The organism is Capnocytophaga genosp. AHN8471, assembly GCF_016806945.1.
In the GTDB taxonomy this organism is placed as follows: Bacteria; Bacteroidota; Bacteroidia; order Flavobacteriales; family Flavobacteriaceae; genus Capnocytophaga; species Capnocytophaga periodontitidis.
This window is the reverse complement of the sequence record NZ_JAESPJ010000010.1, coordinates 115,001-141,635: the sequence shown is the minus strand read 5'-3', so window position 1 is coordinate 141,635 and position 26,635 is coordinate 115,001. Positions and strand designations below refer to the sequence as shown.

General features: G+C 38.6%; 30 protein-coding genes. 19 read left to right on the top strand and 11 right to left on the bottom strand.

The window, feature by feature from the left end; all coding sequences use genetic code 11:
• Position 1: 1 nt before the first annotated feature.
• Positions 2 to 2,290, bottom strand: a complete 2,289-nt coding sequence (locus JMN12_RS05130; protein WP_203137670.1) for a DUF5682 family protein — start codon at positions 2,288 to 2,290, stop codon at positions 2 to 4.
• Entirely contained in the window at positions 2,283 to 3,137 is an 855-nt protein-coding gene (locus tag JMN12_RS05125; protein WP_203137668.1) for a hypothetical protein, read from the bottom strand. Before JMN12_RS05125 ends, JMN12_RS05130 begins: the two co-directional genes overlap by 8 nt.
• 168 nt (positions 3,138 to 3,305) lie before the next feature.
• Here JMN12_RS05125 and JMN12_RS05120 point away from each other — a divergent pair, with 168 nt between their 5' ends.
• Both JMN12_RS05120 and JMN12_RS05115 read left to right on the top strand, forming a co-directional pair.
• Positions 3,306 to 3,674, top strand: a complete 369-nt coding sequence (locus tag JMN12_RS05120) for a DUF1573 domain-containing protein (protein ID WP_002681708.1) — start codon at positions 3,306 to 3,308, stop codon at positions 3,672 to 3,674.
• A gap of 152 nt (positions 3,675 to 3,826) precedes the next feature.
• Positions 3,827 to 4,408 carry a hypothetical protein gene (locus JMN12_RS05115; RefSeq protein WP_009750866.1) on the top strand — a complete coding sequence of 194 codons (582 nt, stop codon included), beginning with the start codon at positions 3,827 to 3,829 and terminating at the stop codon, positions 4,406 to 4,408.
• A gap of 65 nt (positions 4,409 to 4,473) precedes the next feature.
• On the opposite strand, the gene asnS is transcribed toward JMN12_RS05115, so the two are convergent.
• Together asnS and hemC are read right to left on the bottom strand one after the other, a co-directional pair.
• Positions 4,474 to 5,904 (bottom strand): asparagine--tRNA ligase, encoded by a 1,431-nt coding sequence (gene asnS / locus JMN12_RS05110; protein ID WP_034555604.1) that lies wholly within the window; start codon positions 5,902 to 5,904, stop codon positions 4,474 to 4,476.
• Between the two features lie 21 nt (positions 5,905 to 5,925).
• Entirely contained in the window at positions 5,926 to 6,807 is an 882-nt protein-coding gene (hemC, locus tag JMN12_RS05105) for a hydroxymethylbilane synthase (RefSeq protein WP_198466235.1), read from the bottom strand.
• A 291-nt stretch (positions 6,808 to 7,098) separates the two neighbouring features.
• On the opposite strand from hemC, the gene JMN12_RS05100 reads away from it, so the two are divergent.
• The 17 genes from JMN12_RS05100 to JMN12_RS05020 all read left to right on the top strand — a co-directional run bounded on the left by JMN12_RS05100 (position 7,099) and on the right by JMN12_RS05020 (position 21,545).
• A complete protein-coding gene (locus JMN12_RS05100; RefSeq protein ID WP_198466236.1) occupies positions 7,099 to 8,430 on the top strand; it encodes a TolC family protein in 1,332 nt (443 codons plus the stop codon).
• Positions 8,431 to 8,501: 71 nt separating this feature from the next.
• Positions 8,502 to 9,731: an efflux RND transporter periplasmic adaptor subunit gene (locus tag JMN12_RS05095; RefSeq protein ID WP_198466237.1), complete on the top strand. Its 1,230-nt coding sequence runs from the start codon at positions 8,502 to 8,504 to the stop codon at positions 9,729 to 9,731.
• Positions 9,732 to 10,478, top strand: coding sequence for an ABC transporter ATP-binding protein (locus JMN12_RS05090; RefSeq protein WP_198466238.1), 747 nt, complete (start codon positions 9,732 to 9,734; stop codon positions 10,476 to 10,478).
• A gap of 116 nt (positions 10,479 to 10,594) precedes the next feature.
• The gene (locus tag JMN12_RS05085; protein ID WP_009750860.1) at positions 10,595 to 11,119 is read left to right on the top strand and encodes a TetR/AcrR family transcriptional regulator; all 525 of its coding nucleotides are present in this window, start codon (positions 10,595 to 10,597) and stop codon (positions 11,117 to 11,119) included.
• A gap of 12 nt (positions 11,120 to 11,131) precedes the next feature.
• Entirely contained in the window at positions 11,132 to 11,971 is an 840-nt protein-coding gene (locus tag JMN12_RS05080) for a type II CAAX prenyl endopeptidase Rce1 family protein (protein ID WP_203137665.1), read from the top strand.
• A gap of 33 nt (positions 11,972 to 12,004) precedes the next feature.
• Positions 12,005 to 12,988, top strand: coding sequence for an alpha/beta hydrolase (locus JMN12_RS05075; RefSeq protein ID WP_203137655.1), 984 nt, complete (start codon positions 12,005 to 12,007; stop codon positions 12,986 to 12,988).
• A gap of 128 nt (positions 12,989 to 13,116) precedes the next feature.
• Positions 13,117 to 13,821: a YARHG domain-containing protein gene (locus JMN12_RS05070; protein ID WP_203137653.1), complete on the top strand. Its 705-nt coding sequence runs from the start codon at positions 13,117 to 13,119 to the stop codon at positions 13,819 to 13,821.
• 40 nt (positions 13,822 to 13,861) lie between these two features.
• Positions 13,862 to 14,725 carry a hypothetical protein gene (locus JMN12_RS05065; RefSeq protein WP_203137652.1) on the top strand — a complete coding sequence of 288 codons (864 nt, stop codon included), beginning with the start codon at positions 13,862 to 13,864 and terminating at the stop codon, positions 14,723 to 14,725.
• 93 nt (positions 14,726 to 14,818) lie between these two features.
• A complete protein-coding gene (locus tag JMN12_RS05060; protein WP_002668422.1) occupies positions 14,819 to 15,514 on the top strand; it encodes a hypothetical protein in 696 nt (231 codons plus the stop codon).
• Positions 15,515 to 15,554: 40 nt separating this feature from the next.
• Positions 15,555 to 16,445 carry a KilA-N domain-containing protein gene (locus tag JMN12_RS05055; RefSeq protein WP_203137650.1) on the top strand — a complete coding sequence of 297 codons (891 nt, stop codon included), beginning with the start codon at positions 15,555 to 15,557 and terminating at the stop codon, positions 16,443 to 16,445.
• A gap of 24 nt (positions 16,446 to 16,469) precedes the next feature.
• Positions 16,470 to 17,168, top strand: coding sequence for an SH3 domain-containing protein (locus JMN12_RS05050; RefSeq protein ID WP_198474821.1), 699 nt, complete (start codon positions 16,470 to 16,472; stop codon positions 17,166 to 17,168).
• A 26-nt stretch (positions 17,169 to 17,194) separates the two neighbouring features.
• A complete protein-coding gene (locus tag JMN12_RS05045) occupies positions 17,195 to 17,371 on the top strand; it encodes a KilA-N domain-containing protein (RefSeq protein ID WP_198474819.1) in 177 nt (58 codons plus the stop codon).
• A 76-nt stretch (positions 17,372 to 17,447) separates the two neighbouring features.
• The gene (locus JMN12_RS05040) at positions 17,448 to 18,143 is read left to right on the top strand and encodes an SH3 domain-containing protein (protein WP_198474817.1); all 696 of its coding nucleotides are present in this window, start codon (positions 17,448 to 17,450) and stop codon (positions 18,141 to 18,143) included.
• 156 nt (positions 18,144 to 18,299) lie between these two features.
• Complete coding sequence (locus JMN12_RS05035; RefSeq protein ID WP_198474814.1) at positions 18,300 to 19,013, top strand: SH3 domain-containing protein; 714 nt, start codon at positions 18,300 to 18,302, stop codon at positions 19,011 to 19,013.
• A 50-nt stretch (positions 19,014 to 19,063) separates the two neighbouring features.
• On the top strand, positions 19,064 to 20,284 hold the full coding sequence (locus JMN12_RS05030) for an ABC transporter permease (RefSeq protein ID WP_095899066.1): 1,221 nt from the start codon (positions 19,064 to 19,066) through the stop codon (positions 20,282 to 20,284).
• A gap of 41 nt (positions 20,285 to 20,325) precedes the next feature.
• A complete protein-coding gene (locus JMN12_RS05025; RefSeq protein WP_203084298.1) occupies positions 20,326 to 20,553 on the top strand; it encodes a succinylglutamate-semialdehyde dehydrogenase in 228 nt (75 codons plus the stop codon).
• Positions 20,550 to 21,545 carry a sensor histidine kinase gene (locus JMN12_RS05020; protein ID WP_203137648.1) on the top strand — a complete coding sequence of 332 codons (996 nt, stop codon included), beginning with the start codon at positions 20,550 to 20,552 and terminating at the stop codon, positions 21,543 to 21,545. The genes JMN12_RS05025 and JMN12_RS05020 overlap by 4 nt, the downstream gene beginning before the upstream one ends.
• Positions 21,546 to 21,557: 12 nt before the next feature.
• Here JMN12_RS05020 and JMN12_RS05015 read toward each other — a convergent pair whose 3' ends face one another.
• The 7 genes from JMN12_RS05015 to JMN12_RS04985 all read right to left on the bottom strand — a co-directional run bounded on the left by JMN12_RS05015 (position 21,558) and on the right by JMN12_RS04985 (position 26,616).
• On the bottom strand, positions 21,558 to 21,950 hold the full coding sequence (locus JMN12_RS05015; RefSeq protein ID WP_096087909.1) for a hypothetical protein: 393 nt from the start codon (positions 21,948 to 21,950) through the stop codon (positions 21,558 to 21,560).
• Positions 21,947 to 22,393, bottom strand: a complete 447-nt coding sequence (locus JMN12_RS05010) for a Panacea domain-containing protein (RefSeq protein ID WP_096087910.1) — start codon at positions 22,391 to 22,393, stop codon at positions 21,947 to 21,949. The genes JMN12_RS05015 and JMN12_RS05010 overlap by 4 nt, the downstream gene beginning before the upstream one ends.
• 113 nt (positions 22,394 to 22,506) lie before the next feature.
• Positions 22,507 to 23,088, bottom strand: coding sequence for a hypothetical protein (locus JMN12_RS05005; RefSeq protein ID WP_009750844.1), 582 nt, complete (start codon positions 23,086 to 23,088; stop codon positions 22,507 to 22,509).
• Positions 23,089 to 23,090: 2 nt separating this feature from the next.
• Entirely contained in the window at positions 23,091 to 23,717 is a 627-nt protein-coding gene (locus tag JMN12_RS05000) for a hypothetical protein (RefSeq protein ID WP_203137638.1), read from the bottom strand.
• A gap of 84 nt (positions 23,718 to 23,801) precedes the next feature.
• On the bottom strand, positions 23,802 to 24,359 hold the full coding sequence (locus JMN12_RS04995) for a LemA family protein (protein ID WP_088594900.1): 558 nt from the start codon (positions 24,357 to 24,359) through the stop codon (positions 23,802 to 23,804).
• 77 nt (positions 24,360 to 24,436) lie between these two features.
• Positions 24,437 to 25,996 (bottom strand): DUF3137 domain-containing protein, encoded by a 1,560-nt coding sequence (locus tag JMN12_RS04990; protein WP_203137636.1) that lies wholly within the window; start codon positions 25,994 to 25,996, stop codon positions 24,437 to 24,439.
• 5 nt (positions 25,997 to 26,001) lie between these two features.
• Positions 26,002 to 26,616, bottom strand: a complete 615-nt coding sequence (locus JMN12_RS04985; RefSeq protein WP_203137634.1) for a hypothetical protein — start codon at positions 26,614 to 26,616, stop codon at positions 26,002 to 26,004.
• Positions 26,617 to 26,635 lie beyond the last annotated feature (19 nt).

Sequence of the window (26,635 nt, the reverse complement as noted above, 5' to 3'; positions counted from 1 at the left end):
TTTAAAAATCAAAATCAAAGTCGTTAAGTTCGTCTAATTTGGTATTTTCTTCTTCCGTAAGCACTTCTTGCAAAAGTTCGGCTGTTGCTTCTTTTCCAGTACCCCAAAGGTCTCCTAATAATTCAGCTATACTATTCTTTTGGTTAGGCTCAAAATCGGCGAAAGCACGTCGCAAGAACACTACTGAGCGCATAAACTGTTCTTCGTCTAATTGGCGTACATAATTATCTAATTCTTGCCATATAATCGTACGCGATAACAATGCGTATCTATTTCTTCCAGAAAAACCTTCAAACCACGAAGCACCTAAATCGGCGGGAACACCTGCTGAAAGGCGGCGTGATACCTCACGTGCGCATTCTTCTTCAGTTGCTAAATTGTGTTCTAACAATATTGCAAAGGCTACCCCTGATAATTTGGTATTTACATCGTCGCGCCACGCAAGGTGAGTAAGTTCTTTTTGCCACGTTTCGGTATCTACAAGCTCGTATTGTTGTTCGGAGATGAACTCCATTGTATTTATCGCTTCTACGATTGGTTTAGAGGCTTTATCATCACAAGATGAAGCATCTATCAATAATAGAGAAGCGCGCAAAAAGAGTTGTTGCAAGATAGGTTTCAGCGGTTCGAGGTTAAACTGACGCAAATCGCCATACTGAATGAGCATTGAGAGTTCGTGAGCAGCAAAAGCAGTTTCGGCAAAATTATTACTATCTACCAAAAGGCTTTGCAAAGTGCTGAGTGCATTGCTAAAAATATGCGTAAGCTGACATTCGCAAGCCTGCCTGATGATTTTGGCTACTACCGAAAGATCGGTTGCTTCGCTCAGTTGTTCTTTGAGTATAAAGGCAGCGGCAATTTCAAGCGTTTCACCTTTGAGGTTAGCTTCTACAATTTCTATTTCTACTTCAGGACTCCATTGCAAGACCCATTTTTCAGCCCACGAGGCTTTGTCTTGCTGTACGCGTTGCTGAGTGGCAAAGTGAATGCCTAAAACTTCTAAACGGTGGAGGAAAGTAGAGCGGTTTAGGTCGATGAAAGCAGCTTCTTTGGTTTTTACTTTGAGGTTTTCGCGGAGGTCAAGAGAGAGGTCTTGTGCTACTGCCGATTTGTAGTTGGTGAGTTTCAAGCGTTTCAGCTCCTGATTCATATCCTCCTGCACGGGCGTTTGGCTCACCCCTTCAGGCAATGCCCCGATAGCTGTACCTATATCTACTTTGTTGATAGCTTCGGCTACCGAGGAGAGTCCTCCGCCACCAAAGCAAGTTACAACTGCATCGTGGAGGTCTTCGAGTACGGGATAAGTACCGCCTTTCATCGCGGAGAGCACATTGGCGAGTCGCACGGCTTCAATTACGCTGGCAGAAGAGGCATTTTGTCCTTGATTGCGGAGTATTTTGGCTACCTTGGTAAGATAGGTTGCCGCGAGTTTATCCATTGTATTGGTTTGCATCGCGCGCCACATCAGTTCAAAGTAGTAAGGCGCCATATTGCCTGCTCCGTAACCCGTACGGCTGCTGAGGCGCAAATATGAATAAGGCATTAGGGTAAGCTGAGCTGTAGCTTTGGGGAGCTTTTTGAGCTCGTCGTCGGTCATTGCAGGTAGGCTATTTTGGATACCTAACAAATGGTAAGCACCTACAATCACTACTATTTCCTCGGGTTTGAACTCGGTGCAAGCCTTTTCGATTTCGCGTTTCATATACGCCTCGCGAATAAGGTTATACGAAAAGTCAAACGGTGCTTCTTCGCATTCTTTATCTACTACCATTTGGCGCATTTCGCCCGACTGCAATGCCAAAGCGGGGGCGAAAGTATCGGTATTGAGATTGTGTTCGTAATGGCGTTCCCAATAGTTTTCGTAATCGGTTTCGTCAACCTGTTCGGCGAGTTGTTTGTAGAGTGTATTGTGATACTTATAGAACTCACGTGCTTTTTCGCCTTCCTCGTCGGAGGGTTGTTCTTGGCGGAGTTTGAGCATATTTTCGGTAGGCAAGTCGATAAACCTAAGGGTGACTTTCTTTTTTACGCCCCAGCATATCGCTTGGTACTCAGAAGAATAAGTAGCAAAAGGATAAAGCACCGTTTCTATGGGTAGTTCGTTGGTATACCCCAACATTGCGATAGGCGGTTTCACCCCCTTCTGAGCGATTTGAGGCATCAGAGGGGTAGCATCAGCAGGACCTTCGATAAGGATACATTTAGGCTTGTTTTTTTCTAAGAAATCCAAGAGGTGATAGGTAGCTGATGGCGACAAGTGTCGTACACCGAAGAAGTGAAGATTATTCATAATAAGTGAAGGTACGTTCTATAATTTGTCGGGGTTCGCCATTGATGAAGGTCGTTTTGGCAATCCAATTACCTTGAGTATCGTATTTATACTCATAAGTTGCTACATTTTTCTGTTTTTTAGGCAGTTTGGTTTCTGCTTGTAGTTTCACACAATCACCTTTGGCGTTGTATTTTTTTGTAGTGGTACTCACTAAGTTATTATCTTTATCATACACACGATTGCTCAAGAGTTGGTGTTGTTTGTTAAACTTATTCTTTACTATTTGCAACAAGTTACCTTGCGCATCGCTATAGCGCATTTCCAGAGGATCACCTTGTTTGTTATAAGTATAAGTTACCACAGATTCTAACTGATTAGCGCGATAAGTTTCTTCTTTGAGTATTTGTCCTTCAGCATTTACCTGATAGGTGTAATGCGATTTGAGGAAGCCCCCAGGAGAGTAGGTAGCATCTTTGATGAGGTAGCCTTGAGAGTTGTAGACATAAAGGGTTTTATCGGAGTTGTAGCGAGTTTCAAACAATTGACCTTGAGGATTATAGTAGTAGTCCATACGGCTATAAAGGTCACCGTTCTTGAAGAAGAAACGAGTTTGGGAGAGGAAACCTTTAGGGTTAAAATCTTTTTGAAGGTTTTCGAGATTAGCGATTTTGTTTACCGTATCCAAATCGGCATCGACAGCAGATTTGGCAAAAGATTTCCCTTGAGCAGTTACTAAATAAGGAATACTTCGCATCGTTTTCACCTTAGCTTTGAGCCCTGAGAGTTCCCAATCGGTGGGGTTTTGCTGTTGAGCAAAGAGAGTAGCTGTAGCTACCAATAGCATAGAAGTTATTAGATATTTCATCAGTTTTTTAGTTTTTAGTTGTGCAAAGGTACAAATTAATTTATTATTATGCAAATAAGGATTTAGGAGATATAATTTAGGTAATAGAATTTAGAAGATAGTGTTTTGGCACGGTTATTGTAACTATTTTATTCGTAAAACAAACTTATTTATTTTAATTTTTATACTATGAAAAAGTTTTTAACATTTGTATTTTTAGCATTTTTTGGTGTAATGGCTTATGCCCAAGACGCTGAGATTTCTTTCAAATCTGAAGAAATTGACTACGGTAACATCAAACAAGGTGCCGACGGCGTGCGTGTGTTCGAATTTACTAACACTGGTAAAGCACCGCTCGTAATTACTAACGTAGCTTCTTCTTGCGGTTGCACTGTTCCTTCTTGGACAAATCAACCTGTAGCACCTGGAGCTAAAGGGAAAATTGAAGTAAAATACGACACTAATCGTGTTGGCCCAATCAGCAAAACGATTACTGTAACTTCTAACGCTAAAAAAGAGCCTGTAAAAGGTTTGCGTATCAGAGGAAATGTTCAATAATCCATAACTATTTATATTTTAATTACTCCCTAAGTCGCCTGCCACTCCTCATTAGTAGGCGACTTTTTTTTGTGTTAAACTTTTGTAAAAAAGACAATTGTAAATATTTTTTATTTACTTTTGCACTGTAAAACTAAATAATATTATCAAATATGAAATTACGTACAATCACTTTATTTGCTGGGCTTTTAGTAGCTCAGGTATCTTTAGCCCAAGTAGACGAAATGGGCACTATGACTGATACTACTATTCCAGTAGTAACCAATGTTGAGCAAACAACTTCTGAAGCAGACCTTAAAACTCAAAAAGAACAGCTTAAAGCACAACAAAAATTACAAAAAGAACAAGAAAAAGCGCTAAAAGCTGAAGAAAAAGCTGCTAAAGAAAAAGAAAAAGCTGAAAAAGAAGCTAAAAAAGCTCAAGAAAAAGCAAAAAGAGAACAAGAAAAAGCTGAAAAAGCTAAAGCTAAGGCAGAAAAGGAAGCTCAAAAGAAAAAAGAAAATTTGAACAAAGCTAACAGTGAAGTTGCTAAAGTAGAAACTAAAATAGCAAAAGCTAAAACTGATTTAGCGAAAGAGCAATCTAAATTTGATATGAAGAAAGCTAAAGGTACTCTTTCTCCTCAAGACGAAGCTAAGCTAAAAGGTAAATTGCTTGACAAACAGCAAAAAATCAACAGTCTTGGTCTTGATCTTATCAAAGCTAAAGAAAAAGTAAACAAATACTCTATGTAAGATATTTTTTACTAAAAAAAGAGGGTTATCGCAGCGATAACCCTCTTTTTTATTATAATCATTTCTTAAAATTCGGCGCTTTGTGGAGTACGTGGGTAAGGAATCACATCGCGAATGTTAGTCATTCCTGTAGCAAAGAGTACCAAACGTTCAAAACCAAGACCAAAACCACTGTGTACAGCTGTACCAAATTTGCGAAGGTCGAGATACCACCAGAGCGTTTGCTCATCCATATTGAGGTCGGCGATTTTTTGTTTGAGCACATCGTAACGCTCTTCACGTTGCGAACCTCCAACTATTTCACCAATACCAGGGAAGAGGATATCCATAGCGCGTACTGTTTTACCATCTTCATTCAAGCGCATATAGAACGCTTTGATATTCGCTGGATAATCGTAGAGAATTACTGGGCACTCGAAGTGTTTTTCTACTAAGTAACGCTCGTGTTCGCTTTGCAAATCTACTCCCCATTCGTTTACAGGATATTGGAATTTCTTCTTTTTGTTGTGATTGCTATTTTTGAGAATATCAATTGCTTCAGTATAGCTCACACGTTTAAACTCATTGTGAATTACAAATTCGAGTTTTTCAATAAGCGACATAGAACTGCGCTCGTTTTGTGGTTTGGTTTTTTCTTCTTCTAAGAAACGTTTATCGAGAAACTCAAGGTCGTCACGACGCACTTCTAAAGTATATTTGAGCACGTATTTGATGAAATCTTCAGCTAAATTCATATTGTCAATAAGATCGTAGAACGCCATTTCGGGTTCTATCATCCAGAATTCAGCTAAGTGACGTGAAGTATTAGAATTTTCGGCACGGAAAGTAGGACCAAAAGTATAAATCTTGCCGAGCGCCATTGCAAAGGTTTCTCCCTCTAACTGACCAGACACTGTGAGGTTTGTTTCACGACCAAAGAAATCTTTTTTATAATCTACTTCACCATTTTCGGTAAGTGGTGGATTTTTAGCATCCAAAGTAGTTACGCGGAACATCTCACCAGCACCTTCGGCATCACTACCGGTGATAATAGGTGTATTCACATAGAAAAAGCCGTTGTCCTGAAAGTATTTATGTATAGCAAAAGCCAAAGTAGAACGCACGCGCATCACAGCACTAAAAGTATTAGAGCGCACACGCAAGTGAGCATTTTCGCGCAAGAATTCCAATGAGTGTTTTTTAGGCTGGATAGGATATTCTTCCGGGTTGCTATCACCTAAAATCACTACCTCGGTAGCTTGTAACTCTACCGACTGACCTTTACCTTGACTTTCTACTAATTTCCCTTTTACTTCAATAGCTGCCCCTGTGGTAATGCGTTTGAGTATATCGGGGTTTGTATTTTCAAAATCTACTACTACTTGGAGGTTATCGATAGTAGAGCCATCGTTGAGGGCTATAAATCGGTTGCTGCGAAAGGTGCGCACCCAACCTTTGAGGGTAATTTCCTCGTGTATGCTTTTTCCGTTTTGTAATAATTGTTTGATATATAACATAATAATTAATTTGTCGATTTGTCAATTTTCAAATTTGGATTTTACTTTTTCAGCGAGTTGTTCACCCGTATGTTCATTTATTTGAGTGAGGATTTCTTCTATTACAGCCGCTTTTTTACCATCTTCACTCCACAATCCGCCTTTAAAATGTACTTTCTCCTGTCCGTCGTACTGAACAAAAGCTCCGATAGGTGCTGTACAACCGCCTTCTAAAGCGCGGAGGAAAGCGCGTTCCACCTGCGTTGCTGTATATGTATTACCATCGTGAATGCGTAAGAGTATATTTTGTAACGGCACGTTGTCTTCGCGTGCAACCACCATTATAGCCCCTTGTGCGGGAGCGGGAAGCATCCAATCGAGTCGCAAGTGATTTTCAGGTAGTTTATTAATGCGTTTCAAGCCTGCTGCTGCAAAGATAGCCCCATTCCAAGGGTTATCGGCAAGTTTTTGCAAGCGAGTATTCACATTGCCGCGCAAGTTTTCTATATTGTGATGTGGATAGCGGTGCAACCATTGTGCTTTGCGTCGCAAACTGCTGGTAGCGATGGTTGCTATTTCGGCATCTAAAAACGAAAGATCACCTTTGTAGACCAACACATCGTGAGGATTCCCGCGCTTGAGTACTGCTCCTACTACAATCCCGCTGGGTAAAGCGGTAGGCACATCCTTCATACTATGTACTGCTATATCTATCTCACCGTTGAGCAGGGCAATATCCAAGGCTTTAGTGAAGATACCTGTAACTCCCATTTCGTAGAGTGGTTTGCTGAGTTCTATATCGCCGTGAGACTTAGTACTAACTATTTCAGTTGAGTATCCTAAAACTTCTAATTGGTGTTGTACGGTTTTAGCTTGCCAAAGAGCCAACTCACTATCACGCGTACCTATACGAATTGTTTTCATTACATATTTCTTTATCGGGGGCAAAGGTAGCAATAATTTGTCAATTAGCCAATTTGATAATTAGCAAATTACATAAGAGATTTTTTCGAGATAGAGAGATTTCACCTTTTCGTCGACAAAATTAACCTTTTCGTCGATAAAGTTTGTTTTCCCCTATCTTTACAAGCTATCTTTGCATCAGCTAAATGATAAAAAATGGTTATTAAATTGTAAAGAAGAGGGGGATAATTTTCATCGTACTATCCTAATATCTTTTTCACCTTCTTCTTTCATCTAAAAAAACTAAAGACTATGAAAAGAATTTTATACATATCTCTCTTATTTCTCCCTTTATGGACAACAGCGCAATCCAAACAATGGTCGCTAAATGATTGTATCAACTATGCGGTACAGCACAACATCTCTGTAAAGAAAACAGAACTCAACCAGCAAACGGCTGAAATCAACCTCAGTCAGACAAAGGATAACCGCTTGCCTACGGTAAGCGGGTCGGCATCAGCAAACCTCAACAACGGGTCGGCTATCAACCAGATTTCTAACGAACGGGTATCGCGCCGTACGTTCTCCAACAACTTTGGGGTATCAGCCTCTGTGCCTCTATATCAAGGGAATAAACTGAATCTACAAATAGACCGCAGCAAGCTGTTGCTCGAACAGAACGAACTCTATGTGCAAGAAGCGAAGAACAACATCACCCTGAGTGTGCTGGAAGCCTACTTGCAAGCGCTTTACAGCTATGAAGGGATTGCAGTAGCCAAAAACACAGCGCTCTCCTCGGCTGAAGAACTCAAGCAAGCACAAACCAAGTTTGCCAATGGCTCGATAGCTAAACTGAGTTTGGCAGAAATAGAAACGCGTCACGCCAACAATGAATATGCTATCATTCAGGCAGAGAATCAATATGCTAACCGTGTGTTAACGCTCAAACAACTGTTGGAGCTTCCTCCTAATAGCGACTTTGCTATTGCTCTCGACCTTCCTAACGATGAGGATACAGCGATTATCCCTAATAAAGACGAGGTATTTGCTCAAGCCAAAGAAACGCTTCCTAACTTAAAAATCTATCAATCACAGCAAAAGATAGCTGAAAAGGATATCAAAATAGCTAAAGCGGGTTATGCCCCTACCCTATCGCTACAAGCAGGCGTAAACACTGGTTATTCAAACCTCAACGATTTGAGTTATCGCACGCAATTAGATAGTAATTTCGGTCAGACGATAGGAGCTACACTTAATATTCCTATCTTTTCACAAAACAAAAACAAGAACAATGTGAAACTCGCCAAGATTACCCAGCAACAAGCTATTTTGGAAGAACAACAAGCTGAAAAAGAATTATATGCCAAGATAGAAACTGCTTGGCAGAATGCCACCACTCACCAAGCGCAACAAGCAGCCTCGCGTACGGCTCGCGATAATGCTAAATTAGCTTACGATTTGGCAGTGAAAAAACACGATTTCGGCGGACTCACTAATACTGAACTTTTGGTAAGCCAAAACGCCTACCTCACTGCCGAACAAACGTATTTGCAAAACAAATATATGTCGGCATTATATGTACAGTTGCTGAAGTTTTATATGGGAGTCCTCCCCCTAACCCCCTCCCAAGGAGAGGGAATGTAGCGATGCTCATATTTCTGAAAAAATAATCTAAAGAACTTTGTCTAACAACTAATGACTAACAACTAAATACAATGAAAAAACACATCAAAAAAATCATTATCATTGCCCTATTAGCAGTAGTGGCTTATGGCGTGTATCACTTCTTTATGAAGGAAAAACCTACCCTTATTCTCCTCCAAACCGATGAAGTTACTCAAGGTGATGTTACTACCGAAGTAACCGCTACGGGGAGTGTACAACCGGTAGACGAGGTAGAAGTAGGTACCCAAGTATCGGGATTGGTGAGCAAAATTTATGTGGATTACAATAGCCAAGTGAAGAAAGGTCAGCTACTGGCGGAACTCGACAAAACCAATCTACAAGAAAACGTTATCAATGCTACGGCTAACTACAATTCGGCAGTTAACGAACTGAATTATTACCGTCAGAATTACGAGCGTCAGCAAAAAATGTACAATGCCCAAGTGATTAGCAAATCGGACTACGAGCAAGCGTTGTATCAGTTTAACAATGCGAAGACCAATGTAGCACAACGCCTTACGACCCTCAATCAGGCGAAAACGAACTTAGGCTATGCCAATATCTATTCACCTATCGACGGGATTATCCTCAGCAAAGAAGTTGAAGAAGGACAAACTGTAGCTGCCTCGATGAGTGCGCCTACGCTCTTCAAAATAGCCAAAGACATCAAGCGTATGCAGGTGGAGGTGAATGTAGATGAAGCCGATATAGGACAAGTGAAAGTGGGGCAACGCGTGAGTTTTACCGTGGATGCTTACCCTCAAGAAGAATTTGTGGGACGCGTTACTCAAGTGCGTCTATCGCCTACCACTTCATCAAACGTGGTAACTTATACGGTGATAGTAGAGGCTGAAAACCCTGATGAAAAACTGAAACCAGGACTTACCGCGACCATCGCTATTTATACCAATGAACTGAAAGGCGTAACTATCGTGCCCGCCAAAGCTATCAACTTCACTCCTGATACCGATGTGTTACTACAATATTACGCTCAAAAAGGTATTACAGCTGAAGTACCTAAAGTACAGCACGGCAAGGGCAAACAAAAATACGTATGGGTAGTGAACACCGATGGTAGTCTTGCCCAAAAAGCCATAACCATAGGCAGTAATGATGGTATCAACGTACAAGTAGTGAGTGGACTCAACGTTGGTGAGAAAGTAGCCACTAACCTGCAAGGCGACCGCCCGCAAGTGGCTGGAGGCGACAGTAAGAACAGCGATAGCAGCAGTCCGTTTATGCCAAAACGCCCTAATAGAAACAATTCAAAAGCTAAATAGATGAAAAAAGCCATTATAGATATACGCGATATGAAGCGCAACTTCCAGATGGGCAACGAGACGGTACACGCCCTAAAAGGCATCAACCTAACCATCAGAGAAGGCGAGTTTGTAACCATTATGGGACCGAGTGGGTCGGGTAAATCAACTTTGCTCAACATATTAGGGTGCTTAGACCGCCCCTCTTCTGGTGATTACATTTTAGATGGTATCTCGGTGAAAGATATGAGCAAGAACGATTTAGCACATATACGCAACACGAAAATAGGTTTTATCTTTCAGTCGTATAACCTATTAGCCCGTACCTCAGCCATTGAGAATGTGGAACTCCCACTGATGTACAACCCTAAAGTATCAGCCAAAGAACGCCGTGAGCGCGCTATCGAAGCCCTCATCAGTGTGGGGTTAGAAAAGCGATTGAACCACTTGCCCAGTGAGCTCTCAGGGGGACAGCAACAACGGGTAGCCATTGCGCGCTCCCTTGTAAATCACCCTGTAATCCTTCTCGCCGATGAGGCAACTGGGAACCTCGATACCAAAACTTCCTACGAAGTAATGGAGCTTTTTCAACGCCTGAATGACCAAGGTAGTACTATAGGTTTCGTAACCCACGAAGACGATATTGCCCAATTTAGCAAACGCACAGTTGTACTGAAAGACGGACATATCATCAGTGATAAAGAAGTAACCGATAGGATAAACGCCAAAGAACAGTTGGCACAATTACGAAATACGAATGACGAATGACGGTGCAAGCCGTATAGGATAAATCTTTTTTGATTAAAAATTTGCAGGTTTGAAAATTTGTACTACTTTTGCAAAAAATAACAGGTGTTATATTACAGATGTTATAACAAAATTTTATGCCGAAATCAACAACAATAACTCAGGAAATAATTATAGAAACTGCTTTTGAGATGGTGCGAAAAGAGGGTTTTGCAGTGCTTTCAGCCCGAAATATTGCTAAGCAAATAGGTTGTTCCACTCAGCCCATCTATTGGTGCTATAAAAATATGGATGACCTTAAAGCCGAAATCTGCAAAAAGGCACTGCCCTTCCTGCAAAGTGTAGTGCTCAGTTACTCAAAAACAGGCAATACTCTTTTGGATTTAGGACTTGGATACGTGCGGATGGCATACACCGAGCCCGCCCTATTCAAGGCTTTTTATATGGATAATGTTACCAATGTAAAACTTACTGACATTTTTCCAGAAAGTGAGCGAGTGGTAGAAATAATGAAAAATAGTGAGGAATGCAAAAATCTATCCGATGAAGAGCTAAAGAATGACATTGCTAAAGGTTGGATGTTAGCACACGGTATTGCCTCATTGGTCGCAGTGGGTATGCTTGTTTACGACGAAGATAAAATTTTAGAAATATTAAAATAAACCTGCCTTAATATGAGAACCAATAAAAAAACACTTCGGAATGTAATCCTATTTAGCTTGGTAGCCATCTCTTGCGGATGGATAGGCGTTGGGGTAAACCAGTTACTTGGCGAACCTTCTAATTTAGAGTCTTTGGGATCAGGGATTTTTATTGCTTCTCCTATTGTGTGTATGATTTTGCTCCGCCTTTTGGGTAGCGATGGTTGGAAAGATTTTCCTTTAAAACCTCGTTTCAAGCAAAACTTTCGCTGGTATATCTTTGCTATTGCAGTCTATCCCGTGGTTATTGGTATAACACTGTTTGTTGGTAAGCTATTAGGTTGGGTAGATGTGAGCAAGTTCAGTGTTGCTACCTATCTCCCTGTTTTTGCTACTGCTTTCTTACCCGTTTTTATCAAAAATATCTTAGAAGAGACGGCTTTTCGAGGTTATCTCACTGTAAAAATGGAACAACTCACCAAAAACGAATGGGTGATTTATGTAGTGGTAGCATTCGTCTGCCAAATATGGCACTTGCCATACAATCTCATATTCTTAGACGATGCTTATCAGGCAACCTTTTTCCCTTATAGCAAAGTGTTATTTGTTTTCGTGAGCTTTGTGGTTATTGCTGTTTGGACAATAATGTACACCGAAATTTTCTTTCTCTCGCGTTCACTCCTATTGGTAGTTTTGATGCACTCAATGAAAGATGTTTTTAATCCTCTCATTTCAGAAGGATTTACTGTTATTTCACCCTATAAAACACTTTTAGTATCCCCTCTTTTTGGTCTTATTCCAACATTGATATACTTGGTTATAGGCTTGTATTTAAGAAGAATACGCAAAAGTAAAGAGTGTCTTCATTCATAATGAATAAATCGTATAAACTAAAATTTCAATAATATGAGCACAAACAATGAAAACCCTATAAATGTTGCTTCTTGGGATAAGATTTTCCCTAAAAGCGATAAAGTTGAACACAAAAAAGTATCATTCAAAAACCGCTATGGTATCACCCTTATTGGCGACTTGTATTTCCCCAAAAATAGCGAAGATAAAAAACTTGCTGCTCTTGCTGTTTGTGGTGGTTTTGGAGCTGTAAAAGAACAAGCCTCAGGATTTTACGCCCAAACGATGGCAGAAAGAGGCTTTGTAACTTTAGCTTTCGACCCTTCCTATACGGGAGAGAGTGGTGGAGAACCGCGCAATGTAGCATCACCCGATATCAATACCGAAGATTTTTCAGCAGCGATAGATTGCTTAGGAATTCAACCCTTTGTCGATAGAGAAAAAATAGGAATTATAGGTATCTGTGGTTGGGGAGGTTTTGCACTGAATGCTACAGCTATCGATACACGTATTAAGGCAGTGGCTACAATGGTAATGTACGATATGTCACGTGTTTTTAGCAAAGGTTATTTTGATGCCAATACACCCGAAATGCGTTTGGAAATGAAGCGTTCGCTCAATGATATTCGTTGGAAGGATGCCGAGACAGGAACCCCTACACCAGGTTACCCTATGCCCGATACCCCATCGGATAAAGTACCTGAATTCTTGAATGATTATATTGAGTTTTACAAAACGCCACGAGGGTTTCACGAGCGTTCAGTTTCTAATCACGTTTGGACAGCTACTACGCTGCTTTCATTTATGAATTTTCCACTACTGTCGTATGCCAACGAAATTGAGGTACCAACCCTTATGATTGCAGGAGAAAAAGCCCATTCTCGCTATATGAGTGAAGATGCCTACAAGTTAATTGGAACTGAGAAAAAAGAACTGCTGATTGTCCCTAATGCACGTCATACCGATTTTTACGACAATCAAGCTGGAGTAATTCCGTTTGATAAGTTGGAGGCGTTTTTTAGTGAGCATCTTCAATAAAATGTATAAAAAACAAGTCTCAAGCTAATGTCTTTGATATATAGCCTTCAACTCATTTCTCGCAACTCATCTTTAAAACTTTAGCTAAGTTAAAAAAAATCAGTATATTTGCGAAAAATTACTTTACAATGAAACACTTATACTTCTTATCAATAGTGTTGTTCTCACTAAACGCTACGGCACAGCTAAAAGATTGCGCCACTTGTGCCACCCAAGTGATTAAGGAACAACAAATCAGCAAATTGAGCATAGATGAATTACGCTTCCTTACTAACGACCTCTACGCTCGCAAAGGCTATAAGTTTAAAGACTATGAAATAAGCAATTACTTTAATGAAAAATCGTGGTATAAGCCTGTAAGTGATAATAGTAAGGTGAAACTCAACGCAGTGGAAGAACAGAATGTAAAGCTATTTCAAGAACGCACGGCAATACTAAAAGCTGATAGAGAAAAACTCATAGAAGCATTGCGAAGTTTAAAAGCAGAAGTACAGAGAGGGCATAGTCCTATTCCCAAAGGTAGCTCTAATGAGTATTTTAGTAAAACCATTGCTAAAATAGATATAGATGATATTCATTGGATTAAAAATCAAGGATATTATAGTATAAAGGTTGATAATTTTAAGGGGAGTAACAAATATTCTATATCTATAAAAGGCAATGAGGTAGAGATTGTGTGGTTTGAAGATGGCTATTCTGAAAAAGTATCTGAAGATAAAATTAAAGAAGTATATGATATTGGTGAATACGAAGTTATAGAAAGCGCTACTTATTGGAGATTCAAATGGAGAAATCAAAAATTGGTATTTATAGAGTCTGGAGTAGCAGGATAAACAGAAAAACAGCGTGCGCTATTCGCACAATTCAACATATATGAATATAGAAGAAATCAAAAAGAAAATACAAATCATCTTAGAGCTTCCACAGCTAAAACCATTTGGCGGTATATATATGAACCCCGTATTGGAAGAAGCAAAAGTAGCCAAAATAGAGAAAGAAAATCGTATCACTCTCCCTGCAGATTATCGTACTTTCATTACCCAAATCGCCAATGGCTGTGTGGGTCCCGATTACGGACTGCGTTCCCTTAAAGAAGCAACGGAAGATTTGATGTGGAAAGACCGGACTATAGACCTCTCTATGCCTTTCCCTTACACCGAGCATTGGAATGAAGAGGAATGGCTTAATAGTATTGATTGGGACGGTGGTGAACGCCCTACCCAAGAGCAGCTGGAAGCCTATATGGATACAAAGCGCATCAGTGGTTGCTTGCAAATATGCCATATAGGGCACGGAGCTTCTTATCTTTTGGTGGTGAATGGTAAGGAAAAAGGCTATATATGGCTCGATAGTCGTCAGGATTATGGTGGACTGTCGCCTGAGTTTAATGAAAAAGGAGAAAAACTCACCTTTGAAATGTGGTATACCGACTGGCTGAATAAGGTAGTAACCCCAGAGAAAGTGTGGTTTGAGAAATCACTCCAGTTTATCAAAAAGGCTTTTCCGAAAATAGAGGAAACAGATTTTAGGCTAATGATTTATGTGCTTCACAAGCATTATTCTGGTATGAACTTAGCAACTCTCATCGCTCAACTCTATGGACTGAACCCAATGGATATTTATTTTGGAAAGGAAAAGTTCATCCAAAGAGAAAACTATGATGAACAAACTATTGAGCAGTATGAAGCCCAATTGCGAGAAAGCGGTTTTTACGATTGGGCAGCAGAGGAAGAATAGAGAGTATTTGTAAAAACATCTCAATATAACTCATCTTTTATAGTTTAACTAAGTTGAAAAGAAATTAGTATCTTTGCCGAAAAATTACTTTATATGAAACACTTACTTATTTTATTTTTCCTCCTTACGACCAATGCCTTTGCGCAAACTCCTCTTGGAGATTATGCCGTAGTAAAAGATAAAGACGGCTATGTAAACATTCGTGCTAAAGAAAACGTAAAAAGCAAAATTGTAGGCACTTTGCCTAACAATACACTTGTGTATGGTTTCTTTGATAAAGAATTTAACCCTACTAACTGGATTGAAGTTGATAAAGGGTATGTGCATCAAAGTCGCTTGAAAAAAATATTTGACTTTCGTGCTATAGAAGGAAAAGTGCAAGGCAATAGTCTCGTCTTTGATGATAAGGACGTAAAAGTAACCATTACCAAACAGAAGTTCGACAAAACCAAGCACAAGATTACTAAGAAAGGCCAGGGAAGTTATGAACAATTAATCATTGATGGTAAAGAAATAATATATGGAGAATCCGGTTCACTAACTCAAGACCATTACAAAAGTATTACTGTAACTATGAAAGGTAAGAACGTACCTATCCCTAAAAGTGCTTATGATGATTTGCATGGAATTTTATATGACAGATATTTAAACAGATTTATATATTACGATGAGGAAGCTGAAGCACTTTATATTTATGCAGTTAATGGCGAAGCTGGTTTAGCTTACCAAGTGTGCTGGCAAATAGTAAAAGGCGAGTACATAACCCGTATCATCGGAGAACAACTATAGGACAACCACTTTAATGATGTAACTAAAAATTACCAAATATATGACACCAACAAATAATAAACTTAAAGTACAAGATGTTGAAATATCTTTAGCTACAATAGACAATCAGGACTATATTTCATTAACAGATATGGCTAAAAGTAAAAATGATGAAGCAAGAGCTGCTGATATAATAAAAAACTGGATAAGAAATAGAAGTACATTAGAATTTTTAGGTACTTGGGAAATACTTTATAACCCTAATTTTAAAGTGGTCGAATTCGACCACTTTAAAAAAGAAGCAGGATTGCCAACATTTACTATTAGCGTTTCAAATTGGGTAGAGAGTACAAATGCTATTGGAATTTTATCACGAAAAGGAAAATACGGAGGAACTTATGCCCATAAAGATATTGCTTTTGAATTTGGAGCAGCTATAAGTCCTGTTTTTAAACTATATCTGATAAAAGAATATCAACGTCTCAAAGAGTTAGAGAGCAATCAATACAATTTGGAATGGAATGTGAAAAGGATTTTAAGCAAGGCTAACTATCATATCCATACAGATGCTGTTAAAAACTATATACTTCCTACTCTTTCTGACCTAAAAGATGCCTTTGTATATGCCGATGAAGCCGATTTGCTAAATCTCGCTATGTTTGGCTGTACGGCTAAACAATGGAAAACAGCTAATCCTGAAAGAGCATTAAAAGGTGAAAATATAAGGGACATCGCCAGTATTAATGAGTTAGCTATACTCAGCAATATAGAGAGTCTTAATGCTTCTCTAATTAAACACAATATTGCCAAAGAAGAACGTTTTAAAATTTTAGTAGAAACCATCAAAGAACAACGTGCTGTTTTAGACAAAGTAGATTATCTGAAATCTATTAAAAAACTTTCAAACGATACTTATATAAGTATGGAAAGCAATAAACAACTTAACAAATAGCTCATTATCAATTATCTATTAAATATGAAACACTTACTTATTTTATTCTTTCTCCTTACGACCAACGCCTTTGCGCAAGGTCCTTTTGGAGATTATGCCGTAGTAAAGGACAAAGACGGTTATGTAAACATTCGCGCCAAAGAAAACGTAAAAAGCAAAATTGTAGGTACATTGCCTAACAACACACTTGTATATGAATTTCTTGATGAGGAATTTAATCCTTCTAATTGGGTACATATAGATAGTGGTTATGTACATAAAAGTCGCCTAAAGATGATAAGCGAATTTCCTTCTATTGGCAAAGGTAAAGAGCAAGGCAATAGTATCACCATTGCTGGTAAAGGCATTAGCGTAACCCTTACCAAACAGCCATTTGATAAAACTAAACACAAGATTACCAAGAAAAAACACAAAGAGTATAGTGAATATATCATTGATGGAAAGAAAATATATGGACGAGATAATGATGAGTTCCTACCTAAAGACCATTACAAGAGTATTACTGTAACTATCAACGGCAAAAACGTACCTATCCCTAAAAGTGCCTATGATGATTTGTATGAGATTGGCATTTGGGACACTAACAATTTTGCGTATTATGATAAGGAAGATGATGTACTTTATATCATTGCACACAATGGCGATGGGTATCTTGCTTACGAAGTGTGCTGGCAAATAGTAAAAGGAGAGTATAAAACCCGTATTATAGGACTACCACTTTAATGATGTAACTAAAAATTACCAAATATATGACACCAACAAATAATAAACTTAAAGTACAAGATGTTGAAATATCTTTAGCTACAATAGACAATCAGGACTATATTTCATTAACAGATATGGCTAAAAGTAAAAATGATGAAGCAAGAGCTGCTGATATAATAAAAAACTGGATAAGAAATAGAAGTACATCTGAAATCTATTAAAAAACTTTCAAACGATACTTATATAAGTATAGAAAGCAACAAATAACTTGATAAAAAAACTCATTATCAATTGAATATGAAACACTTACTTATTTTATTCTTCCTCCTCACGACCAACGCCTTTGCCCAAGGTCCTTTTGGAGATTATGCCGTAGTAAAAGATAAAGACGGCTATGTAAACATTCGCGCCAAAGAAAATGTAAAAAGCAAAATTGTAGGTACGCTACCTGCTAATACCCTTATGAATGTTTATTTTTGGGAAGATGAACCTACTCCTCCTAATTGGATTGCTGTAGATAAAGGCTATGTACATAAAAGTCGCCTAAAGAAGGTACAAGACTTTCCATCTATTGGCAGGGCTAAAGAGCAGGGTAATAGTATCACCATTACTGGTAAAGGCATCAGCGTAACCCTTATCAAACAGCCATTTGATAAAACCAAGCACAAGATTACTAAGAAAGACCTGGGAGGTTATGATCAATTAATCATTGATGGTAAAGAAATATATGGAGGAGACGATTCACTACCTCAAGACCATTACAAGAATATTACTGTAACTATCAATGGCAAAAACGTACCTATCCCTAAAAGTGCTTATGATGATTTGTATGAGATAGGGCTTTATACGGATAATAATTTTGCTTATTATGATAAGGAAGACGATATCCTTTATATCATTGCATACAATGGTGATGGTGCCAATGCTTATAAAGTGTGTTGGCAAATAGTAAAAGGTGAGTATAAAACCCGTATAGTGGGAGAACCACTTTAAAAAAGAAGTAGGATTGCCAACATTTACTATTAGCATTTTAAATTGGGTAGAGAGTACATCTGAAATCTATTAAAAAACTTTCAAACGATACTTATATAAGTATAGAAAGTAACAAATAACTTGATAAAAAAACTCATTATAAATTATCTATTGAATATGAAACACTTACTTATTTTATTCTTCGTCCTTACGACCAACGCCTTTGCACAAGGTCCTTTTGGAGATTATGCGGTAGTAAAAGACAAAGACGGCTATGTAAACATTCGCGCTAAAGAAAACGTAAAAAGCAAAATTGTAGGCACTTTGCCTAACAACACGCTTGTATATACTTTATTTGATACTACAGATGATGAAACTGGTGAAGAGATATTTTTTAATTGGATTGCTGTAGATAAAGGCTATGTGCATAAAAGTCGCCTGAAGAAGATATACGAATTTCCTTCTATTGGCAAAGGTAAAAAGAAAGAAACTGAGAATAGTATCACCATTGCTGAAAAGGGCATTAGCGTTACTCTTACTAGACAGCTATTTGATAAAACTAAACACAAGATTACTAAGAAAGACCAGGGAGGTTATGAGGAGTTAATCATTGATGGTAAGAGAGCTCAAGGTGCGGACTTTATACCTGAAAACCACTACAAGAGTATCATTGTAACTATCAACGGCAAAAACGTATCTATCCCTAAAAGTGCCTATGATGATTTGTACGAAGTATGGGTATATCCGTATAATAATACGGTATATTATGATAAGGAAGACGATATCCTTTATATCATTGCACACAATGGTGATGGTGCCTATGTTTACGAAGTGTGTTGGCAAATAGTAAAAGGCGAGTATAAAACCCGTATCATCGGAGAACCTTTCTAGTCTCACAGAATTTGCCAATCTGCTAATTTTCTAATTTGCTAATTAACACTATGAATATACAAAATCTTTTTAAAATAGCGTGGCGCGCCCTTTTGCTTAACAAAACAAGGGCTATGCTTACAATGCTGGGTATCATCATTGGAGTGGGCTCAGTGATAACAATGCTTGCCATTGGCGAGGGCTCTAAGAAGAGCATCAAGGAGAATATCTCTAAAATGGGTACTAATATGCTCAATATCCGCCCAGGGGCAGGTATGATGGGCGGCGTGCGTATGAGTATGAGCGATATGCAATCGCTGAAAATGACGGATTACGAAGCCCTTAAAAAAGAAGGTACCCTACTGAAATATGTGTCGCCGGTAGTGAGTGGTAACGGACAAAGTATCGCAGGGGGCAACAACTGGCCTACCTCTATCTACGGAGTGAATACCGAATATTTGCCCATACGCGAATGGAGTGTAGCTGAAGGGAGTATGTTTGGTGAAGATGAGATTACTAATTTTGCCAAAGTAGCCGTGATAGGGCAAACGGTGGCTAAGAACCTCTTCACTAATGGCGAAAACCCTATTGGGCAAACCATACGCTTTAAGAATATCCCTTTTAAAGTGATTGGCGTACTTACCAAAAAAGGTGAGAGCAACTTTGGTCAGGATCAAGACGATGTGATTATAGCCCCTTATACTACGGTACAAAAGCGTATTTTGGCGCAAACGTTCTTGCAGAGTATTGTGGCTTCGGTAATAGACGAAAGTCAGTCGGAGAATGCAGTAAACCAAGTAAAGAAAATTTTGGAGCGCACTCATAATCTTTCGGCTACACAAGAGAATGACTTCAATGTGTTTTCGCAACAAGAGCTCATCAGTACATTTAGCTCTACCAGCGAGATGCTCACTATTTTATTGGTAGCTATTGCCAGCATTTCGCTCATCGTGGGCGGTATAGGCATTATGAACATTATGTACGTATCAGTAAAAGAGCGCACTAAGGAAATAGGCTTGCGTATGGCTATTGGAGCTAAGGGGAAGGATATTTTGGCGCAGTTCCTCATCGAGTCGGTGCTTATTAGCATCACTGGGGGAGTATTAGGGGTAATTATTGGCTTATTAGCAACGGTAGGCGTATCGCTGTTTATAGGCTGGCCAGTAAGTATCACCTTATATTCTATTGTAATATCTTTCTTAGTATGTACCATTACAGGGGTATTCTTCGGTTGGTATCCTGCCCGCAAAGCCGCCGAGTTAGAACCTATTAGCGCCCTCAGATACGAGTAGTGCGAGAGAAACAGGCAATTAGAAATATGAAAGAAAAACAGATGAATATAACTTTACCTCCTTATACTACAACAGAAGACCTGCAAAAATGTATGGTTATTGTTAGAGAAATATTAGATAGCAAAGCCATTACTATTAATGATGAGCAGTGCCAAGCTATAGCTTTAGAAGTTATGGGTATCTCTTATGCCAAAGGAGGAGACTATTCCCCTGAAATCATCAAGAGTTTTACAGAAAGTTATTTAAAAACATCAAAGTATAAAGAATGAAACTTTTAACACACATAGCCTCTTGGGCAGTGGTTTGTATTCTGCCTGCCCTTATCTTTATCTCCGAAGGCAATCAACGCTTTGAGGAGGCTCTTTATCGTTCGCTTATATCATTGCCTTTTTTGATGTTTTTGTTCTACATCAGTTTCTATTGGCTTATTGATAAACTGTGGTTTAAAAAACGATATATACTTTTTATATTGGTAACAGTGGCACTCATTTTATGTATTTCGTACAGCAAATATGAGCTTTTTTCATACTTTAATCCCCGCAAAGATGGACGTAGGATGCCTCCTTTTCACGCTTTTGTCTATTTTGATTTCCTCTCGAACCTCTTACCAGTAGTCTTTGCAATGGCAATACGCTATGCACAACGCAACTTTTCTTTGGAAATTGCTCAGAAAGAAGCCCAAGCTCAGAAGCTACAAGCCGACCTCACCCAACTGAAATACCAACTCCAACCGCATTTCTTTTTCAATGCACTCAACAATATCTATTCGCTTATAGCCTTTGACCCCAAAAAAGCACAAGAGAGCGTGCATAGCCTTAGCAAGCTGATGCGTCACTTTATGCAAAACAGTGACCAAAAGCAAATTAGCCTTGCTGAGGAAGTGGATTTCTTGCAACAGTACATCAGCCTAATGCAGTTGCGCCTGACTGATAAAACTACTGTACGGGTAGATTTCCCGAAGCTACTCCCCCCACTCACCATAGCGCCTTTGCTGTTTATCAGTTTGGTGGAGAATGCTTTTAAACACGGAGTATCAGCTACAGAGGCAACAGAATTGTCATTTAGTTTGAGAGTGGAAGGCAATAAGGTAATATTTAGAAGTGAGAACTCTATAATTCCTAAACAAGAAAGTTTATATAGTTCAGGTATTGGCATTGAAAACCTAAAGAAACGCTTAACACTTCTTTATCCTAAAAAACATCAGTATATTGTTGAAGAAAAAGATGGAAAATACATTGCTCAATTGACAATTGAGAATTGAAAAAAAGCGATTTTAGTGATTGTAAACATCACCAAAATCAGCCTCTATAAATATTATATGGAATACATTTTCTTGTTGTAACCCTACAAAAACTTTATTGCCACCTGTAGCTCGAAATACATCTAAATGAGTTACATCAGGAGTTATAAAATTAGGGCATTGGGGTTTGATATTTTTTACGGGTATTTTCTCCATTCCAAAACTATGTCGTTGCGATTTTCTAATTTCTTCCCATCCCAACTCACTGAGTTTTTGTAAACGCCCTATAAAATCTATGAAGAATTTAGTTTCTTTACAATCTTTGTAAGAAATATTAGTTTGTAAGTGCTTGAATGAAAACAATGGATATTGCTTTTTCTTCTCAACCTCTTCATTGATATCCAACTTTTTCAGTCTCTTTTTCATTCCCAGTTTACACGTGTTTTAAAGTAATTTAAAAGTTTTTCTTTGCTGATAACATTTCCTTTACCTATAGGAGTATTTTTCCACGTAGGCTCATTATGAGTGCGATGCATCAATCCTACTGCCGAAAAATCATTATAGACATCAAACACCTCGTTTAGCAATTCTTTTTCCTCATCGGTAAATGGAGCTACACCTTCAGGAGTAACCTCTAAATTTCCTTTGCCAAACGAATTGAATTTGTAATATACTTGAGGCACTACAGGTCCGTATTGCCACGCTTCTATTTCTTCATCAAATAAAGGTTTATCAAATACGGCTAAATAATACCCCTGAAAATAATACAATAGTTTTTGGAGTTTTAAGTTGGTAATATTATCACCACTATCCGTATTATTTGCTTTATCAATAATCCAATTGGCTACTTGGGTTGCTGTATAACTCATTTTCTATATCATTAGTTAATCTTGTAAGGCAAAAGTACAACTTTTATACCAAATCACAAAAAAACTGCTCAATAATAAATTACTGAGCAGTTTTTATAAATTATTTTTAGATACTAAATTGTCAAACCTTTAGTGGCTCTTACATTTTCGCCTTTAGCATCGGCTTTAAATTCAAAACTGAGATGCCCTTTATCACCTTTGCGTTCTCCGTAGTAGGAAGTAGCTGGGTGTATAGCATCTATTACAAAAGAAACTTCTACTGTACCATCTTCTTGAACTTCATAATTTAACTTATCCATACGGAAAGTATTGAACTTATTGTCTTTTTCTAGAATAAGGCTTTCAGCTTTCTTTATCAAATTAGGTACTATTGATAAATTGACCTCGCTCAAACTAATAGTGCGACCTTGCTTAGAAGACAAGCCTGTTTCACTTTCATTTACTTGGTCGTTATAGGTAACATAATTTGCATAGAAGTCTTTTTCACCTTTGTTGAACCTCACTGTGATGATATCTATCACACCTCGGTTAGTTCCAAACGAAACTTCTGTAATATTATTGTACTTAGCAAAGTTTTTTTGCAAAAGTTCTTGGGTTACTTTTAGTCCTTCGGGGCTGTTGAGGTTCGCTCCTTTATCGCCTGGCATACAAGCCACGAGTGTAAGAGCAAATAGTAAAGTGAATATCTTTTTCATAGTTAATCAGTTACTAAATCCCACTCACCATTTTCACCGCGGAAAATTCTCACTTCGTAGTAGTTAGTGATACGTTCTCTTCCTCGGCGATAAGAACTTTCACCTTTTTTAGTCATATCAATTTTGAAGACGGTTTTAAGTTTGCCGTTTTCTTTTTTCATAGAGATTTCGTTTATGTTGAAATCTTCATACTCGGCAGTTTCTTCTAAACCGCTAAAGAATTTAAGGCCGTCTTGTGCTTCGGATAGAAGTTTATCGAAAGGAATTTCGGATACTTTGAAACGTTCTTTATCCTTGTCTAAGCCTGCATTAGCTCTAATACTTGCTGTTTGGTCGGCTTCAGGGTCACCCAATTTAGAAGTGCTGTTGTAAGTTTGTTTCATATCTTTTTGAACAGCTGGATCGTAGTAGCTGGTCGCCACTTCGTCGAATTTGCTATTCAAAGCTTCTTTGGTTTTGAGTTCTATCCAGTTGAACTCTTTATCGGCAAAAGGTTCTTTGGACAACACTTCTTTGGCTTTGTCTATTCCTTCTTTACTGATAAGGTCATCTCCAAAAAGGGAAGAACCTCCACAAGAGGTCATTACTAAGGCAGCGATAGTGCCTACTAAAATACTAAATTTTTTCATTGTATTACAGTTTTTATTTGTTACTAATATTTGGCAAAAGTACTAATAATTTGTAGGTTATCCAAATTATTATCACCAAATTTTCTAATTGGAAAATAGTCCTGCGACATCTACATTTTGTCGTTGGGCTTCAGTGGCATACTGCCATTCGTATTTTTTGAAACCAAAGAGAGAAGCTATTACATTGGAAGGAAATACTACTATGCGGTCGTTGTAATCAGTAATGGAAGCACTGAGGTAACGACGACCCGCTGCCAATTGCTCTTCGCAATCACTGAGAGCGTGTTGCAGTTGCACAAACTGACTATTGGCTCTGAGTTCAGGATAAGCTTCGGCTTGTAGCATAATATTCCTGATAGTTGTGCTCGCTTCATCGGGTTGCAGATAAGGATTCTCCGCAAGTGTGGGTTGCACTGGGCGGCGCAATTCGGTGATTTGCCTGAGAGTGTCTTGCTCATAAGCCATATACTCTTTGGTAGTGGCGATGAGGTTGGGTATCAAATCGGAACGCTGTATAAACAAAGCGTCTAATGACGAAATGGCATTCTCTATCTGGTTGCGGCGTTTAGACAAACTGTTGAACGCTGCAATCACAAAAATTAATAGGAGTACTCCTACTGCGATTAAAATATAGGTTATCATAGGGCAGTCAGGTTTTAGGTTTTAGGGGCCAGGGGTTAGTATAAAGCTTTTATTTCCTATTCACTATTCACTATTTCCTATCCCCTATTTTCTATTGTGTCAAGCATTTGCAATTGTTCTATAAGTTCGCGGTATACACTTTCTACCATAGCGAGGTCTATCTTTTGGAAGAGCATCGCGGTAGGTGAATTATCGGTGCGCATTAGGGCATTGCCTTCATTGGTAGCGATAACAATATTGTACTTATTAATAGCAATATACACTTGTCCTTTGTGACGTTCGTTCAGTTTTTTAAGGCGTTGCATAAAGGCTGGAGTAAGTACATAGCGCGCTGTAATCTGGTCGTCACAATACACTTCAAACTGTTTTTGAAACTCGGGGTCTTCCAAGCGTATTTTTTCTCCACCGCGGTTGAGGTAAGTAGCTATTTCATTGTCTTTAAGGTCACTAAAGAAACCTTTTACGGGGTGGATTACAATGGGATGTTCAAACTTTTTGGGAGAACGCGCTACAAAGTAATTACCATAGAAAACTACATCATCACCTTCTTTTTCGTTGCGGAAATTAGGACGAAATGTAACACTGAGATTGCTCGATTGGAAAGGCATTCCGTTGTAATGCCCTACGATTTGGTCACCTCCTTTAAGAGTATAACGTTCCGCTTTGAACAACAACGAATCTAAAAATTCGGCTATACCTATGTGTGCATTTTCGTAATAAGCAAACTGCGGACTGATATAATTCACTAATTTGCCAAAGATTTTCTTTTTCACTTGGGTATAATCACCGGCGCCAGAGAGTTGGTTTTGAGCGTATCGCTTGGAGAGCATACCCCACACATAACTCCCTACGGTGATGATACCTATTACGATAAAGATATTCACAGGATTGCTAAAACTCAATCTACCTGAAGCGACTAAGAAGCCTATCAAACCTATTAATCCAAAGGCAAAAGCGAATTGCACATAAGTCATTTTTTTAGTAGTGGTACGCCCTTTTTCCATAGCAGCGAGTTCAGCACCAAATTCGTTTTCGGCAAAAGTACGGAACTCTTCAACAGGTTTGAGCACAATTGTTTCTTGAGGAGCTGTTGCTTGTGAAGTAGTTGTTTCGTCGCTGTAAAGCTCCTGCATTACAGTGTTGTAAGTAGCTAAATTTTGCGGCTGGTTGAGCACGCGTTTCAGCTCGGGAGCTGCATATTTAGCAATAGGCAACTCAAAGTTTTGCGTTCCTATAGATACGTATAAATAAGTAATAGGGTCTAACTGATACTTCACTTTTCCTAAAGGTATAGTAGTGAGGTAGGACTCTAATTCGCGATTGATGCGCACCTCCTGACCTTGTTGCAAAAGAGCGAAAAATTCATCTACTTTTTTAGCGCGGGTGAAGATAGTGCGGGTGCGCATTATAGGGTAGTAGAGTGAGAGCAAAATAGCAACGGGGAGGATATACTTGATATGAGGTGGGATACTATCGCTGCTACTAAGCGCCTTGCTGATAAAAGGCAAAGCAAAAACAGCAAGTAGTGTTATTACAATCACCACCAATGCAATTACGAGAATAAGGTTGCGAAGTGCGATTTTCTTTTCGCGTTCACATTCCTTTAGTACGAGTTCTTGGGCTTCTGTTAAATTCATTTTTATTAGTTTTCAAACACTTCAAACTTACCACCTTCTTCAGTTTTTAGAAGATGAACTCTGTAGTAATAACTTTCTGATTCACCCTTTTTGTTCATATCGATATAGATGGAATTTACTATATGATTGGGGAATTTGCTTCTTCTTTGTTTATCAATGATGATTTCGGAAACAGTAAAGTTATGAAAATCAGTAAAATCTTTGTTTTCTGCTAAAAATTTCTTTGCTTCTTGTATTTCAGTACCAATGCGAGCATAAGGTATATCCGCTGCTTTGAAGATAAACTCATCATCTCTGTCTTTTGGACGAGCTTGAGGTTCACCCACAGCTACTCCCTGAGCATCTACGTGTTGAGAGAAAAATTGTTTGTCACCTGGGTTAAAATAACCAACCGAAATATCCTTAAACACATCGTTCATAGGACCTTCACTACCAAAATGTACTCTGGTAAACTCTTTATCGGCTAAAGGACTTTTCTCTAAAGCCGTTTTCAATGCACCGATAATATCTTTATCGGAAAAAGTTATTTTCTTATCCTCTTTTTTAGAGTTGCTATTACCACCACAAGCAGTAATCAAAAGGGCTATTACTATCCCTACTACGAATACGATTTTTTTCATACGATATTTATATTTAAAA